Annotated in this window: 14 protein-coding genes and 1 pseudogene; 11 read left to right on the forward strand and 4 right to left on the reverse strand. The window is 35.0% G+C overall.

Annotation, left to right across the window (positions count from 1 at the left end; all coding sequences use genetic code 11):
* Window positions 1-39: 39 nt before the first annotated feature.
* Window positions 40-1,245 carry a hypothetical protein gene (locus JEOSCH030_RS01580; protein WP_185124869.1) on the forward strand — a complete coding sequence of 402 codons (1,206 nt, stop codon included), beginning with the start codon at window positions 40-42 and terminating at the stop codon, window positions 1,243-1,245.
* Window positions 1,246-1,369: 124 nt separating this feature from the next.
* Here the strand turns inward: JEOSCH030_RS01580 and JEOSCH030_RS10980 are convergent.
* A pseudogene (locus tag JEOSCH030_RS10980) lies at window positions 1,370-1,778 on the reverse strand (IS30 family transposase); the annotation flags it as partial.
* A 186-nt stretch (window positions 1,779-1,964) separates the two neighbouring features.
* On the opposite strand from JEOSCH030_RS10980, the gene JEOSCH030_RS01590 reads away from it, so the two are divergent.
* The gene (locus JEOSCH030_RS01590; protein ID WP_185124871.1) at window positions 1,965-4,013 is read left to right on the forward strand and encodes a DNA-methyltransferase; all 2,049 of its coding nucleotides are present in this window, start codon (window positions 1,965-1,967) and stop codon (window positions 4,011-4,013) included.
* A 120-nt stretch (window positions 4,014-4,133) separates the two neighbouring features.
* Here JEOSCH030_RS01590 and JEOSCH030_RS01595 read toward each other — a convergent pair whose 3' ends face one another.
* Window positions 4,134-5,309 carry a BstXI family restriction endonuclease gene (locus JEOSCH030_RS01595; RefSeq protein ID WP_185124872.1) on the reverse strand — a complete coding sequence of 392 codons (1,176 nt, stop codon included), beginning with the start codon at window positions 5,307-5,309 and terminating at the stop codon, window positions 4,134-4,136.
* Between the two features lie 135 nt (window positions 5,310-5,444).
* On the opposite strand from JEOSCH030_RS01595, the gene JEOSCH030_RS01600 reads away from it, so the two are divergent.
* Both JEOSCH030_RS01600 and JEOSCH030_RS01605 read left to right on the forward strand, forming a co-directional pair.
* Window positions 5,445-5,978 (forward strand): hypothetical protein, encoded by a 534-nt coding sequence (locus JEOSCH030_RS01600; protein ID WP_185124873.1) that lies wholly within the window; start codon window positions 5,445-5,447, stop codon window positions 5,976-5,978.
* Between the two features lie 153 nt (window positions 5,979-6,131).
* Window positions 6,132-6,401: a DNA methyltransferase gene (locus JEOSCH030_RS01605; protein WP_185124874.1), complete on the forward strand. Its 270-nt coding sequence runs from the start codon at window positions 6,132-6,134 to the stop codon at window positions 6,399-6,401.
* A 109-nt stretch (window positions 6,402-6,510) separates the two neighbouring features.
* Here the strand turns inward: JEOSCH030_RS01605 and JEOSCH030_RS01610 are convergent, their stop codons facing one another.
* Complete coding sequence (locus JEOSCH030_RS01610; protein WP_185124875.1) at window positions 6,511-7,656, reverse strand: hypothetical protein; 1,146 nt, start codon at window positions 7,654-7,656, stop codon at window positions 6,511-6,513.
* A 164-nt stretch (window positions 7,657-7,820) separates the two neighbouring features.
* Window positions 7,821-7,970, reverse strand: a complete 150-nt coding sequence (locus tag JEOSCH030_RS10935; RefSeq protein WP_185124876.1) for an abortive infection family protein — start codon at window positions 7,968-7,970, stop codon at window positions 7,821-7,823.
* Window positions 7,971-8,155: 185 nt separating this feature from the next.
* On the opposite strand from JEOSCH030_RS10935, the gene JEOSCH030_RS01620 reads away from it, so the two are divergent.
* From JEOSCH030_RS01620 to JEOSCH030_RS01650, 7 genes are all read left to right on the forward strand, one after another.
* Window positions 8,156-9,613: a hypothetical protein gene (locus JEOSCH030_RS01620; protein ID WP_185124877.1), complete on the forward strand. Its 1,458-nt coding sequence runs from the start codon at window positions 8,156-8,158 to the stop codon at window positions 9,611-9,613.
* Between the two features lie 183 nt (window positions 9,614-9,796).
* On the forward strand, window positions 9,797-10,894 hold the full coding sequence (locus JEOSCH030_RS01625; protein WP_185124878.1) for a DNA polymerase: 1,098 nt from the start codon (window positions 9,797-9,799) through the stop codon (window positions 10,892-10,894).
* Window positions 10,887-11,246, forward strand: a complete 360-nt coding sequence (locus tag JEOSCH030_RS01630) for a hypothetical protein (protein ID WP_185124879.1) — start codon at window positions 10,887-10,889, stop codon at window positions 11,244-11,246. The genes JEOSCH030_RS01625 and JEOSCH030_RS01630 overlap by 8 nt, the downstream gene beginning before the upstream one ends.
* A complete protein-coding gene (locus JEOSCH030_RS01635) occupies window positions 11,233-12,813 on the forward strand; it encodes a DUF5906 domain-containing protein (RefSeq protein ID WP_185124880.1) in 1,581 nt (526 codons plus the stop codon). The genes JEOSCH030_RS01630 and JEOSCH030_RS01635 overlap by 14 nt, the downstream gene beginning before the upstream one ends.
* A gap of 20 nt (window positions 12,814-12,833) precedes the next feature.
* Window positions 12,834-13,334 carry a hypothetical protein gene (locus JEOSCH030_RS01640; RefSeq protein WP_185124881.1) on the forward strand — a complete coding sequence of 167 codons (501 nt, stop codon included), beginning with the start codon at window positions 12,834-12,836 and terminating at the stop codon, window positions 13,332-13,334.
* A 171-nt stretch (window positions 13,335-13,505) separates the two neighbouring features.
* Entirely contained in the window at window positions 13,506-14,888 is a 1,383-nt protein-coding gene (locus JEOSCH030_RS01645; protein ID WP_185124882.1) for a recombinase family protein, read from the forward strand.
* Complete coding sequence (locus tag JEOSCH030_RS01650) at window positions 14,885-16,546, forward strand: recombinase family protein (RefSeq protein ID WP_185124883.1); 1,662 nt, start codon at window positions 14,885-14,887, stop codon at window positions 16,544-16,546. Before JEOSCH030_RS01645 ends, JEOSCH030_RS01650 begins: the two co-directional genes overlap by 4 nt.
* Window positions 16,547-16,568: the final 22 nt, after the last annotated feature.

Raw genomic sequence — 16,568 nt, forward strand, 5'->3', positions numbered from 1 at the left:
AATAGGAGTAAATACACTATATAGAAAGGGATGAAGTGAGTGAAAAAGTATTTATTATTGATTTCATTATCTTTAATCCTCACTGCTTGTAATACTGAAGAGCCGGAAACGTCTTCAGAAAACGAAGACAGTGAAGAAGTTGCGCGTTTGAAAGAAGAGAATGAAGAATTAAAACGACAACAAGCTGAACAATCGAAAGAGCAGGAAACTGAAGATGAGCAAACTGAAGAAAAATCTGAAACATCAAAGGACGAAGAAGATTCAGCAAGTGTTGAAGACACCGACTCAGAAACCAGTGATCGTTCATCATTAAACTTTGACATTGATTCTCCTGAAGTTCAAGCTTATATTAATAAAAATGATAACTATGACGATGAGGGTAACTTTATACAAGATGCCATATCAATAGGAATGACTCAAACTGATATAGAAGCTTTATATGGTACACATGATTTTATAATCCCTTCCCCATCTACTGAAGCAGCAGCGATTTATGAAAATATTGCTGTAATATATGAAGAAAGAGGACCTTATGTTGCAGATACAAACAGTAATATTAATCCTGATAAAAATAGGGTGAAGAGGGTTTTATACTTTCCAAATATGACTACTGATGCAGTGCTCAATGTAATGGGTAAACCAGACCAACAGCTGGAGAATTTAATGGGTACACAAAATTATATTTATGAAGGAGAAAGCTCTAACGATGAATGGGGGACTGTCATACTCAGCGAAATCGAAACACCTGAAGGTTTAAAAATTGGACCTCTATCAGTTTTTAAAGATGAGATATCTTCAAACGACGATAGTGCTTCAAATACTTCAAATGATAGCGATATTGATAATGAAGAAGATATACCAGTCACTGAAGCACCGAATCCAGATGCTGAAATTCAGGATAGAATGATATATGAAGGTGCAATAAATGAGTATCTAGGTCGCTTAGCGCAATATTACAATCATGATAATTACGATAATATATATTACTACCTGAAAAAGGGCAGTGCTGCCTATGATAAAATAACAGCCAACAAAGCTTCTGGTAACTTCACAGGACATAAAACAGAAAACGTAGAACTGGTAGAAATGACAGACTTAGGTGATGGTACTGTGAAATTAAATGTAAATCGTGTTTACTCACATGACAATTCAAATGGTCGAAGAATTGCTAATGTAGATTACATTGTTAATGCTGAAACATATGAGGTATTGAATTTTGAGCAGATTTCTGATGCCGCATATTAAGTATATCTATAAAGAAGTACTGCGTTTAACGTGGTATTTCTTTTTTGTCTTTTTCTCCATCTTTATTCTGTATCGAAGCCGGGTAGTCATTCACACTTTCAAAAATATTTCCCTTGAATGCTTATCTCCCCCGGTGTTCTTTATGACCGTTTAATTTCCTCTTATCATTCGTTGGCAATGTAGAAAGGTTGAATATCTGACGTTCAAACCATCGATACAGCGTACGCACTGAACAACCAATATGATGTTCTTGACGACCGACAATCACAGTCGGCGTCCAGCCTTGTACGGATTTCATCTTAGACGTAAGCCTGTTGCATTGCGGATAAGACAGTGATCCTTCGACCGCAGAGTTTATTTTTCTTGCAGCGACTGAAATAATCAAGTGCAGTATGCTCAGACCTTAGAAACGCGACGACATTATATACAGTTTGATGGGCACGTCCAATCAATCTAGATAGTTTTGAAATAAGAACATTCGGATGAAAATAGGTTTCTATTATTACTAATTTATCCGTGCTAAGATGGTGCAGGTCACTCGCAATCACTCCTATGGTTTCTTTGGTTAAAAAAACATTTTGAGTGTATCACGAGTGATTTTTTGTGTATTTAGCTTAATTTTACAATCGGCGAAATTAATAGCATCGTTAGTTTTTGGTTACTATATGAAACCATCTTATTATGATATAATATTACTCTATGAATGGAAGGAAGATAATATGGATAACGTTAAACGTGAAAAAATAAAGCAAACTCTCGAAAAGATGAAAAGTTATAAAATAGAAGATTCATTACTAGATACTATAGTATTAGACATAAGCAGAATAGCTGACAAAGAGATTACCAAAATCATTAATGAATATAAAAAAAAAACAGACATTATTATTACGACTCCTGAGAAAGAGTTACTACGTAAGTATTTACTAGGATATGATGTAGACATTTCAAATTATGATAATCTTGATTATACCAAATTATTTTTTAATAAAAATGATTATTTAGAAGAAGCTTATGCTCTCATAGAGCATGGTCTTTTTAGAAATCTTGACTCGGTCATAGGCACTATTTATTCAAGAACTACTTTAAATAATGACGTCGATTATAAATACAAAAACTATATTAGTACTATAGAGAAAAAATATAGTCAGTTACTTTACTTCAAAGTTCAAAATAATGATGAAATAAAAACAATGTTTGAATCTATCACACAGTTATACGATTCTTTAGAGAATTACCATTACTGTGCTATTGAATTCGATGAAGCATGTGATTGGAATTACATTTATAAAATTGGTCTTTACGTGGAAAATTTTAAATCTGAAAAAAAATTGAAAGCCTTTAAACAGGAAAAGCAGATTAATACAATGGTAAATTTTTTAAATGATATAACTTCTGTATCTGATGAACTAATAAACTCCATAAAGACTTTTTATAGCGGAGTCAATTATGGTTTTCAATTCCAAGATTTAATCATTACTAAAGATGGTAAGAGGAAGTTGATGGTATTACAAAAGGTCGAGCTGAATGAAAATCCGGTTCCTTGTCCTTCTTGTTTTGAAACTCTTGTTCGTGGCAACTCTTATCCTAAAATGTTGTATAAAAGTTTTGAATGCAATAATCCTACTTGTCCTTCGCGCAGCAAGATTGGAAGAGGAAAAAGGTTTGATTATTATTCGGTTAAAAGAAATAATAAGTTACTATTAAATTCAAAAGAAAATTATATAGAAAATAAATTACGTAATCAGTATCGAAAAGATATTGTAGATAATGATAGTGACTTCTTAGAATTTATGATTAATTTTTATACTTGGTCTGAAAATACTATCTCTTATATAAGTAATAATAAGTTAGATAAAAGTAATATTTTTGATAGAAAGATTGATAATATAAATATTAATAATTTCATTAAAAACGAAAGTAAATTTTATGATTTACCACTTGTTGATTTAATTACCGAGTTTAATAATAATTTAAGTGAAAAATTAAATGATATTGAATCTCTGAATGTTAATCATCTAATAAATCAATCTACAATTATAAATGGAAATTCTACTACACTGCTTAATACAAATTTGTATAAAGAAACATTCGATCTCTCAGTAACATCACCGCCATATTTTAATGCTAGGGAATACTCACAGTGGGATAACCTAATATTATACCTGTTTGACATGTTAAGAAATGCAAAAGCTGTATATAGCTCTTTAAAGAAGAATGGTGTTTATGCTTATAACATTGGGGATATAGTTGATAAAGATAATGTATATGTTACATCTAATATGTCTAGCAAACGTCAGATATTAGGATTCTACAGTATGCTAATATTTGAAATTGTTGGTTTTGATATTATTGGAAATGATATTTGGGATAAAGGTGAAGTGCAATCGAAACGTAACAGTTCCAGTAATTCTTTTCCTGGATTTTTAAGACCTATAAATTGTTATGAACACATTATTTATGTTCAAAAAAATAAAACCTTAAGTCTTCAAACGAAGGTAAAGGAAATAGATACTGTGAGGAAAATAAATTCTAAAGGTGAAAATAAATATGGACATACAGCACCTTACCCAGAAAAACTAGTGCAATTTATATTTAATAGATTAAAAACTAGTGAGCAAGAAAATATCTTAATATTAGACCCGTTTCTAGGTAGTGGCACAACCTCTATAGTTTCTGAAAAAAATAACTTTAAATCGGTAGGTTTTGAGTTAAATGAGTCATATTTCCAATTAGCGAAAGATAGAATTTATCATGCTTTAAATAATTGATATTAAAAATAAAAACGAGCAAGTAACTGATGCTAATGAACTGCCCCTCTCTAACATAGATACTTAAAAAGTAAACAATCTAAGGGCAGCATGTCGCAAATAGTACTTGCTTGTTTTTTTTTATTGATTTCTTTGTTCTTCTAAAATATCATTCTTATTTTTTCTGTTCTGATTTTTATTTAAAATACGTTCTAATAGCTCAAGTGTTTCTTCTAAGCTCATGTCTTCTTGTATAGTATTACACATCCTATGACCCCACGCTAAATTGTAAGTCCTATGATTAAATGCACCAGGTCTAAGAGCATTTACGTGCATTAATGCAATCTTTGATCTAGTATTGTCTTCTTCTTCTCTCCCTTCAACTTGTTCAGCAATTTCTAAAAATTCTGCAGGATTTAAAGAGTCTAGGCATAAAGGACATACTGGTAAGAAATCTTCATTAGATGATATTGCTCTAATATTCTTTAACTCTGAAGTATCTATCACACCGTTTGCTTCACATTCTTTTTCCAATTTAGAGAGAGTTTCGCTATACAATTCTTTATATTTTTCGTCGCTTTCATTAAGCGCTTTAACTGCCAATGGTTTGAATTTTGACTCTTCACCAAACTCTTTATAATACGCTATTAACTGTTCATCCATACCAGGAACCTTCATCAATAAGTAACTGAGTTGAAGTATTACTCTATTCATCTCATCATCAGTACAATAATCGTAGTCAAAATTCCCAAGGCCAGATTGTTTAGGCATGCCACTTTGGTAAGGTTTATAAGTACCATTGATACGCTTGATAAAATCTGGTTTTAACTCACCATTAAATTTATTATTTGATGAACTACAAATATGACTTGTTATTTGGGGAACAGTATTTTGAATAAACGCAGCATACTGTCCAATCCATTCAGGATTTCTTTTACTTTTATCGGATGATGTATGAAGTTCAGCTACCTGTTCCCATCCTTTTTTTGGTGGATATTTATTAAAATCATGTATAGATTTGTAATAAACAAAAGCATTTTCCCCCAAGGATATTCTTTCATCACTACGAGCTTTACCCTCAAAATATTCAGCTGGTTGTAATCGTACTACGTATCCATTTTGATACTTGTTTAGCTCTTCTTGCCCCTTTTCATGCAACCTATTGAAAGTATTATAACTCATAATCACTCGATAGTTTCTAGAATTCCTTCTCTTATATATACCTTTTCCACTGCGAGCTTCTCTAGTTTTATCTAACTTTTTTGTTAAAATATATGGTAATACATCATATGCAATTTTCGATTTTATTCTACTCAAGTTGACACACTCCTTTTGTTTAAGAATATCATTTAAAAAATATTAAACAATTTCAAACGCGATATTGTGAATAATAATAGTGATTTTTTAGAATTCGCTATTAACTTCTATACATGGTCAAATAATCTAGTCACTATGATTAGCAATGAAGAAAATTACTCGTCAAAATTCTTTAATCGTAAAGTTAGTCATATAGATCTTAAAAACTATAAATCAAGTAGTGAAGAGTTTTATAATCTAACTTTTTATAAACTTTTGAAATCTGTATTTGACAATACCAAAACCCATATTGATGAGATAGAAAATATAAATACAGTCCATATAAATAAAGCTACAATTATGAAAGGAAATTCAACTCACATACTTCATAAAAATTCATTTAGTGAGCTACACGACTTGGGAATAACCTCACCTCCATACTTTAATGCTCGAGAATATTCTCAATGGCCAAATTTGATTCTTTACTTGTTCGATATGTTATTTAATGCAGAGGCTATATATAAATCTTTAAAATATAAAGGAATCTACGCTTATAATATAGGAGATATAGTAGATAGAGACAATATCTATATTAATTCACAAATGTCTATTAGACGCCAAATGTTAGGATTTTATAGCATGATGATTTTTGAAATTGTTGGATTTCAGATTATAGGAAATGATATTTGAGATAAAGGAGAAGTACAGTCGAAAAGGAATAGCAGTAGTAACTCATTTCCAGGATTTTTAAAGCCTATTAATTGTTATGAGCATATTATTTATGTACAAAAATCTAAAAATAACGAAACTAATATAACTTGTCAAGTTCGTAGAATCGAAACTGTGAAAAAAATCAACTCGAAGGGAGAAAATAAGTATGGACATACAGCTCCATATCCAGAAGAGCTGGTCCAATATGTTATCAATAGAACCATTCCATATTTAAAAGAAAATATACGAATAATAGATCCTTTTTTAGGAAGCGGTACGACATCAATAGTTGCTAACAGAATGGAATACAATTCAACAGGAATAGAGTTAAATGAAAATTATTTCACCCTTTCTTGTGAACGTCTAGAAAACAACTTTGAGAATCTATCCTTTAATTTTTAAAAATCTAAATGATCAATAAGTATATTGAAAATCCTCAGAAATTTATGCTCATAGTAAATTTCTGAGGTCTTTATCTATAACTTTTTTTAAACTAAAATCATTTTTTATTTTAGTCATTGTTACTCAGCAATTCTTTTCTTCGAATAGTAATTTTTTCTTGATGTTCAAAATACTCCTCTAATGTGAAGTTTTGTTGCATCATATTTGACAATTGCCTTGACCAAAAAATATTACTAGGACGTGCGGCACTCAATAATACATTTTTTTCATCATCCCAATAATACCTATCTTTATTAACTGCTTCATCATGAGCTAAATTAAGATTACGGTCATCATATTTATCAAAAATTTCAAAGTCCTTAGCTTTTATAGGAACTACTTGTATTGGATCATATAATTCTCCTTTTTTCATAGACGTAGACGGGTGATTTTCACAATAAGTTAGGAGGTTTCCTTTAAATGCTTCGGATGAATATATGCATTTTTCCAGCACATATCGCAAACTGTTCAACACATTTTGATATTCAACTATTTCTGCTTTCATGTTTTTATCAATTTCAAGGCTAACTAATACAAAATAATGTGATACTAATTGTAGCTCAACTATTAATTCTTCGTTTAGATATTCACAAGCTGGATTAAATAGCGAGAAGTCGGTTGATTCCTTATGGCTCTGTAGTGTTTCTTGCTGGCCACCTTTAATAGAGAAGTAAATGAAGCCTTCCCAATGCTCATTTCCTTTATTTTGATAGGATGTTCCTGGTTTTCTTCTAATGATATAATCTCTGAGATTGTTCTCATTTATAATTATTTCTTTCCCTTGATAATAAACTCTAGTATTATTGATTAGTTTCTGATAGTTTTCCCTTTGTAAACGCGAAGATGAACTTCCTATTTCTGATCTAATAGAAATCATTGAGGATACCTTTTCGTCTGATCCCACGCGATTGACTAAATATTGAAAAAGCTCATTTTCAAAGTTCTGTTCATTAAAATAATCATCATTAATAAATTCAACAACGACTCCACCATCAAAAGTCATAAGATGTTTTAACTTGAGATTATTCTTTTTTACTGTCTTCCACGAAATTAACACACGGTTTGCTCTGGAAGTCCTTTTTTGGTATAACTCTGCGGGCACATTGTATCTTCCTGTTTTTCCAGTAACATTAGTAAGTTTAGTGGTTGCAGTCTTTTTTAGATGCCTTTTTAGATAACCTTTAACTTCGCCAAGTATTTTCTCTTTTTGCTTCATTAATATCCTTCCTAATTTTTGATTGTTATTATTATAATACTATAATTTACATTATTTTATAACTTTATAAAACCTCATCATCGATGATATGCTTCTCCTTATCATATGAATGTGCGTGTTAACCGAATAATTTCACTTCAAAAGGTATCATTGGAAATAATCCCTTAGAAATCAGTTTTGCTTTCCTCGTAAGTTTCCCATAAAAAATATACTACTGTTATTGCTGCCCCAACCGCAAGCCTCGCATAACGTGACGGTAGTGATTTAAAAGATTTAGTTTTTCCGTGCCCATCACCATATGCATTTCTTAACATAGATATGAAATATTTGCTTTCAGAATGCAAATACAAAAATTTGAGACTATAAATATAAAGATTTCACATTCTTTCGTAATAATACAACGGGAACCTTATATTCATACCTCTACTTCTATTCGTTGCAACTGGTTTACCTTTAAATATATATTATTATAAAGAAGATTCTAACAGGAGTGAATAAGATGAAATATATAAATCATAAAAACAATGCCTTGGAGCTAGTAATTGAATTACTTTTATCTTTGGAAAGTTCCAAGCTTATCAATGATTTCATACAGAAAGTAGAAGTTTTTGATATAAGTGAAGATGAAAATAAGAGTTCAACAGAAAATTACCTCGTTCTCAACAGCAGACATTTAAATGAGCTAGCCACAACAGATTATATTTCTGATGAAGATTTTAACATGTTAGTGATAAATCGCTTTATCGAAGATTTAAAACACTATATGTATATAGTGGAAAAGTCAAATCAAGATTACATTAGACTTCGTCTTGTTGATTATGCAGATATTACCCGTGAAACCTTAAGAAAGAAATCACTCAGAGAACTTTTTATTTTGGAAAAATTAAGTTGGCGTTACGAGGAATTCCATAGCCTTAAAAAACGTCTTTTAATGGAGGAACAACTCACTGATGAACCACAACTGTTTTCAAGAAAAGAAGCCCTGAATCGTTTATGTGGCTCTTTGAATGAAGACAAAGACGGAATCAACTCCAATAATCGTGATTTGGATGATGCCGAAAATCAATTGAAGAAAATTAATGATTTTATAGAGGGAGACAGCCCATTAAAGTTTATCAAAGTACCTCACATGTTTGTAACAGATTCAAAATCAAAAACATATCAATCGTTAAACTCTTCTCATAAATTTTACAAAAAGTACATATCACCTCTAGTTCGTCATTCAAATGAAAAAGAATACAAATATTATTACACCTCGCAAAAAACTCAGCAAAATATAGATGCCTTCAACGACTTATCAATTTTTGGAACTTTTAAAAAATTAGATGAATATTTATTAATCTTACCAGATTATGAAAAGGCCGATGATAAGCCTAAAAATACTTTTAAGAAAGCATTAAAAAGAGATAACCGACGTACACTTAACCCCATGACTACAGAGACACTATCAAAAGCAGCTAATGGTGAAAAAAAATATAATGTAAAACCGGTAGATGGTTTACTTGTGCATTGTTTCTGGGCTATCCACAATGAGAGTGATATCTTTAAATCCTTTACCAGGATGGAGAGACATAATAATGTAACTGATTATCTTGATACGTTGATTCGTTACTACATATTTATTAATGAAGAGATTTTACAGAATGTGTTACCTAAATTTGCGCAGAAGAATGAAGCCTACTATAAATCATTAATTAAAAAAAGAGAGACAGCATTGACTCTTGCCGATACTACAGAGCCAATACGTGAGGATGAAAGAACACGTCGATTTAAAAAATATACAGAGTTCCATAAAGAAGCGAAAAAATTTAATTCCTCTTTTAATGAGGTTAAAGAATTAGGAGAAAAAATTATTAAAGACCATTTTCATTACGATATCTTAAAAGAAATAATCAGCTTGTATGTCAATGCCATTGAGCAGCATCAAATTATCCTAAAAGACACTGGATTAGAATAGCTTTCAATATGGCAAGTGGAATAATTTTTTTATTTAGTTTAGCCAAACCCTTTCATATCAAGGGTTTGGCTTTTTATATGGACAATTTGATTAGCGAATTGTCCGAATAAAGCATAAGTGCTCGGATAATCATAATCAAGAAGTGAAGATATTTCACTTCAAAAATTATCAGGAGGATTTCTTATGGATCACATTAGTTTACTCGGACCGGCAGCATCACCGTCGGAACACAAAGTATTAACAACTGAAGCTGGGAACATGGAGGTAGCAAGTATGCAGGAAAGATTGAGACAGCATATTGAACAGAAGCACAAGCACCTGCAATATGATCTCGAGAGCTTAACGAAACTACAGCAAGAAGAAACAGAAGCATTTAAAGTATTGCAGAACCGTGGGTTAACACTCGATATCGATGTTTTTACCCGTGAGATGAATACTGTCATCGACAGTTATCAGCAACAAGGTAAGACGACAGAAGCACATCAACAAACGATGCGACGAGATAAAATTTTGCAGTTGCATCCTCAAACTGAAGTCATTCATCCGATATTGAGCACACAAAGCAGTCGCACTGGAAGAATTACTGTCCGTAAACCAGCACTTCAAAGCTGGAAAAGCACAGTTCGGTCGGCCCTTTTGCCCTCAACTGAAGGTTACGATTATATTTATTCTTTCGATTGCAAGGCGTATGATCCAACCGTATTAGGCGTACTGTCAAAGGACGAAAATCTGCAGCAGGATTTACGTGCCGAAGATTTCTATACGGAGCTACTCAATCAAATCGGCGAAGGGGATAAAGACGAGAATTATCGCAAAGCTTTTAAACATTTATTTCTCGCATGCTTCATTAACGGAGGCGACGTGGCATACCATTTACAGAAAAACGCTCTGCCATTAACCAGGGCGCAATGGCAGAAAATTGAAGAACGCTATGCGACAGCCGTCAAATACCGAGATGATATTGAGCAGTATGGCACTGCAAAATCATTAAACGGTATTACGTATCTATTCAAATCGGAGGATAATGCGAAGTTCGCCAAATTTATACAACATGAAGCTGCATACGTGTTCCGTCATATTTTTACGACAGTCTTCAACCAGGAAACTGCTCTAGATATGCAGGTGATTCTGCCCGTGCATGACGAGATTCTAGTAGCGGTGAAAGACTCCAAAAGCATCGGGAAAATTTGTGAAATGATGATCAATGCATTTCAAATGGTGACGGGTCAGTCGGCTTTAAAAATAAAAACGGCTCCTGTCCGAGGTGGTCACAATGAATAGCTGGAAAAAGGGCATATTCAATAACACAGAATCGTTGAAGCCCAACGCGCTATATACTGCAAAATTCATAGGCGCAGAAGAGTTCGAAACTGATGCTATTCCAAAAGTACGCTTCAGCTATACCGTTGTTGATGACAATGGTGAATATCATAATGTAAACCGATCATTTTCGGTCAAAGACAAACAGTTCATAAGGAAATGGTTACAGGCTCATAGCAGTTTCGATACTACAGACCATGAAATGCGACGAATGAAAGATTCAAAGCACCTGGTGACAATTGCATATTATAAGGACTACGCATTTATTCAAAAAGTGTATCCAATGGACGGTGATCTTCATGTCGATGCGTAAAGAATATTTTAAACACCTGTGTCGTATGCGGGCATCGTTCAATACCGAAAAGTGGACTGAGATTCTGGAGATGAACAGCGGTAAACCCGCTGCTTCATCTTCGATTGAATTAAAGGAACTGATGGAAATCCTTGGCATTAATTGTTCAACAGGAGATAGTCCATTTAGCGCCTTAGTAAAGTATTTTAACCTGCAGTATAAAAATGACGGGATACTCGATGTAAATGACACGCAGCTCAGCATTGTGGTCATGACTCTATTGCACATCCGGCAACAACAAGGTCAACTGATACTGTTCTCGGATACAGGGTGGAATACTATCAGTGAACCAGAACTCAACGAACTTATTGTTGCTGTATCTGTTGTTATCTTAGAAATTAGTCCGCCGGGTAGTTCTAAGCAAAAACAGGTGCGTGAGTACTTGGAGGTTAACGCGGTCAGTTCAGACAAAAATTTAACACGTGATTATATCCAAGTAATTAACGGGTGTTTCCATGGTCAACTCGGAAAATTAGTATCACATTCACCAGAACTTATTCCTGTAGTCAGGTTAAATGTCGATCTATCTTCTTTAACTGACCTTGAACATGTAGAGATACCACCTGTGTTTGAAAAGTTCATAATGGATGTTACTGGTCACGAAGGCAAGTATTTTGAATATCTGCTGGATGTTTACGCGGCATTGCTTGACCTATCGGCGCCGACATTAGCAAAAGGAGTAATCCTTCACGGGCCTGGAGGCAATGGCAAGAGCGTGCTGATGGACCTGTTAGAAAGTTTCTTTCTCCCTGCGAATGTCGCTGTAAAGTCACTGGACGATATCGGTAAGGAGTTCGGGTTGCAGAACTTTACCAAAGCAATGATAAATGTCTCACATGAACTGTCTTCTGCTAGGCCAAAAGCGGAATCAGTTCGTCAGCTCAAAAAGCTTCTCGATTTAAAACCAGGGGCGACTGAAGTCAATGAAAAATTCAAGAGTGCGCAGAACCGCGTGATTGATTTGAAAATGATTTTTTCATCGAACACTGTCGTGGACTTCGGTAAGGGACAAAAAGAGCCTTTGAGTCGTCGGATTATTATCCTGCCTTTCAATACCACGCCTACGATTAAAGACCCTGAACTCACAGATAAGCTGAAACAACAGAAAGAAAATATTTTAGCTTATCTGTTCCAACGGCTTCATGCGATTCACTTACGGGATGGGTTTGTAGAACCGCCTGAGGTAGTTATCCAAACAAATAACCTTTGGTTTTCCAAAAGTAGCTATATTGCGAACGATCCGCAACTGGCTGCTGAGATTTCGAACTGGTTGAACATTCACACTGAAAAACATGAAGGCGAACGGGTAGATAGGGCAGATTTGAATCGACAGCTGAAAGCCGATATCCCTGAAGCCACTTCGCATGTCTGCAACAACATAATCCAGTTCGAATTCAAGTACACAGAAGTGAAGACGAACGGTCATCGGCTCTGGGAAGGTATGAGATTAAAGTCGGACAGTCACGTAGACACTACACGGTCAGAAAGTTCTGTCGAAGATGATTATATATCCGATGAATATTATTAAGCTGTAACACTGACGGCAACATGAGTTGCCGTCTCATTAAAAATATGGAGGAAATTCAAATGAAATTAAAAGTATTAGCAGTTGTTATCGCAAGCAGAACGTATAAGGTGCAGCACGCATTAGGGCCCTCAAGAACATATACAATTCACGATTACGAGAAGAAGCATGGGTACAAAAGTATTAACCCTACAGATGTCCAGGTCGATCAATATCATATCGTGCCAAAAGTGAACGCCTTCTATATGTACACTCAAGCATTTCAGTTACAGCATTATTTGAACAAGTACTCATATGATGTAGTGCATTTCTACTTCGAATACCCGGGGATAACTCAGTACGGTAAATCTTACTGGCAACGCATGTTCTCTTTTGCTTTTGCTACTGAAAACAAGAGTGGCCTGACACCGTACTTCTTTACGCGTTCTAATTACGATATACCGTTACGTCAGGTGACAAACGGACTTTTTTACAGCATACCTTCTGTTGGGTACTCGGATTTCATGGATTCTCTGCAGTATTAAGCAGCAGAAATAAAATTTATCAATAACGAGGTGAGACATGTGGCGGAAGAAATGCAACCGTATGATTCCATCGCAAGGCTAATTGCACTTTTACTTGTAGAGCAAGCTGAGCAGGGAGAGTCACAGGCAGACGGGGTTTAACCGTCTGTCTTTTTTCTTCGCCACATAATTATGATGAGAAAATTAAATATTTCGTATGCCCGTCAGTCGTTTAAGCGTACAGAAACTGATTCATCCGTGATATGGCAGAAGCAATTAATTTCCGAATATGCCGCCAAGCAGGGGTACCGCCTTGATGCACATTTCGATGATATCAAGTCTGGTAATCGAACCGATCGAAGCGGCCTACTAGAGGTACAGCGCTTAATTAACGATGAGAAAGTCGTCAGCCTTACGGTTTATCGTATCGACCGTATTTACCGGAATTATCGACAATCTCTAGAGTTTTTTCAGTTATGTGCTGAAAAAGAAATCGTCCTTCATAGCGTTGAAGATGGCACCTTCAACTTCCAGAAACCAGAAGAAAGACTGGCTTTACAGGTTTTATCAGCTACAGCTGAGAACCAACGTGAACAATCCGTTCAGCAACGGAAAATGAATAATAAAAGAAAGTTCGAGAGCGGCTTGCCGGTGAATTATGAAGCGCCATTCGGCTATCGTTACAAAGACCATCGTTTCGTACTTGAACCTATTGAAGCTCAAACCGTAGAGTTTGTCTTCAATTCCTATATATCGGGGCAAGGCTATAAGAAGATATCGGGGCTGACGAAAACAGTACCCTGGGTCTATCGATCTCCGGCTCAAATAAAGAACATCATCATCAATCCGAAGTATTATGGTGATTTTACCGGTATTCACGGCACCTTAAAGAATTTCTTACCGGCTATTGTTTCCCAGGATTTATTTGAGCATGCACAAGCTATAAGACAACGCAGAGCTGAAGACAGAAGGTCTACCGGTACGGTCAAAGCATATCTTCGTACTAAAATTATATGTCCGTACTGCTCATCAAAACTAACGCCGCATCATAACAAAAGTCAGAAGAACTCGACAGCAAAGTATGTCTGTCAGAAGCGGTTGAGCGGTCATTATAATGATTGTCTTTTAAAAGCAGTAAATCTAAAGACCCTTGAACACCATGTACAGATGTCTGTCATAAGATTACTGTCAAGTCCTGATGAGATACGGAAATTAAGTGACAGGGTTCGCCACGAATTAAGCAATCGTCAAGCGGAGCAAGTGCAAAAGGGCAAAAGTTTTTCTAATTTTAAACAAGTGAAAGTAGATCAACTCGCAAAGGGTGAAATTTCTGTCTTAGAATTTAAGCAATGGTTAGATGACCATGTAAATAAGTTAGACAGAACTGTTCCAGATCTTAAAGTGAATACGGCTGAAGTTAAGAAATTACTTCAAGTAGATATGCGCGTGAAACAAGAAATATTCGATCTCGTCGAAAAAGTACACATTAATACCGATGGTAAACCGACAGATATTCGTATAAAGGGATTAAATAAAAACATTTTGAAATTCACAGGGGAGGAAACAGTACTATGAATGTTGCTAAGAAAATAGTTGCAGGTTATATCCGGGTGTCAACAGGACGTCAAGCCAAAGAAGGTAAAAGTCTTCAGTTCCAGGAGGAAATCATTCGACAACAGGCAAGCAGTAATGATGAAGTCATATATAAAATTTATAAAGATGAAGGGATTAGCGGCGGTAGTATTGAAAAGCGTGAAGGTTTGAAGTCGCTGCTGGCAGATGCCAAGCAAGGTGAATGCTTCAGCAAGCTTTATGTATGGGATTTGTCGAGGCTCACTCGCTCACAACTTGATCAGTATAAAATTGTAGACGAGCTGCATGCAAATAATATTGAATTACTCTCGCTGAATAATCAGGGCGCTGATTTTACCACTGCATCCGGAAGATTAATGACGGGAATCTATGGTTCGATTAATGAATACTACCGATATCAGTTGAAGGAGAATATCGCTCAGGGCATGAAAACTCGAACGAAAAATGGCTATACTTCTTCTAAAGCTGCGCTGGGTTATGACAGAGGGCGCAGCAGTAAAGAGCCTTTGCAGGTGAACGCACACGAAGCCGATATCATCCGTCTTATATTTGATTCAGCTGAGTCTGGTCAGGGTTACCGCGCAATCGCAAACTCTTTAAATCAGCGAGGATTTTTAACAAAGAACGGGAATCATTTTGATACCGTCGCTATTAAGTATATTTTAAACAATAAACTGTATTGCGGCTATGTCATCTGGGGCACTTATAAGGATTGGAATAAGAAGCGCAGAAAAGGTAAAAGTGACCCCTTAATTGTAGAAGGACAGCATGAAGCGATTATCAGTAAGGAGCAGTTTGAACGCGTACAACAAGTTCTCCAGACGCGCAGCAAACAACCTCAGTACACAGAACATGGTAACAAACTGACTGGCTTACTACGCTGTCCACAATGTCGGGGTGCGATGGAGGTATCACATAACACGTCACGCCGGAAAAATAAACCAGATGTAAGATACAAACTATACTCTTGCGCTAAAAGCCGACGGTCTGGTGCTGCTGTCTGCAGTGCCAATAGTATCCGCGCGAGTGAAATCGAGCCTATTGTTAAAGACATGTTTCTTCAGTTAATGAACAATGAAGAATTACTGATAAAAGCTGTCGGTGAAGCAAATACACTCATTGAAAACCGTAGTCAAACTATACCCATGCCTAATAAGAAACTTCAAAACGACATTGATGAACTGGTCAGTAAAATAACTCAATTACAGACTTTGTCAGAATCTGACGATAGCTTAACAGACGTTCTGGCACAGCCAATTGAAGAATACACTGCTGAACTTAAAAAGAAGCAACAACGACAAAATAAAACCATAACAGACGTAGATAAAACATATTATAAATATAGTACAGAGAATCTTTCTACCGCGCTAGAAGGGGTTAAACGAGCATTATCCGGTGAGAATACAGGTTTAATTAAAAAAGCTTTCAGTGAAATTATTGAACGCATCGAATTCAAGAAAGTAGGCCGCCAGAAAGTGGAAGCGGTGAAGATATATCTTTATCCCGATGTTGCAACATTAATCGAACAAAGAAACGAAGTCGAAGGTCCAACCGGATCTTCGGCTTTTTTATTTACTCAGGGTATCGTACTTTCATATATCGGAGAGCGTAACAAAATAAAAGTTAAAAATATATTATAAATATGGAAAAATTAAAAAGGAG

The organism is Jeotgalicoccus meleagridis, from assembly GCF_903994045.1.
GTDB classification, from domain to species: domain Bacteria; phylum Bacillota; class Bacilli; order Staphylococcales; family Salinicoccaceae; genus Jeotgalicoccus; species Jeotgalicoccus meleagridis.